This is a genomic window from Paenibacillus sp. MER 99-2, from assembly GCF_023714095.1.
In the GTDB taxonomy this organism is placed as follows: Bacteria; Bacillota; Bacilli; order Paenibacillales; family Paenibacillaceae; genus Paenibacillus.
Genome location: NZ_JAMAUZ010000057.1, coordinates 1 through 255 on the forward strand (window position 1 = coordinate 1; position 255 = coordinate 255).

1 rRNA gene is annotated in these 255 nt (G+C 50.6%); it reads right to left on the reverse strand.

The window, feature by feature from the left end:
- Nucleotides 1-255 (reverse strand): 16S ribosomal RNA (locus M3636_RS29300); the annotation flags it as partial.

Here is a 255-nt window from a genome sequence, read left to right on the forward strand (position 1 = left end):
CGAAGTGCTGGCAACTAAATATAAGGGTTGCGCTCGTTGCGGGACTTAACCCAACATCTCACGACACGAGCTGACGACAACCATGCACCACCTGTCTTGAATGTCCCGAAGGAAAGGTACATCTCTGTACCGGTCATTCAGATGTCAAGACCTGGTAAGGTTCTTCGCGTTGCTTCGAATTAAACCACATACTCCACTGCTTGTGCGGGTCCCCGTCAATTCCTTTGAGTTTCAGTCTTGCGACCGTACTCCCCA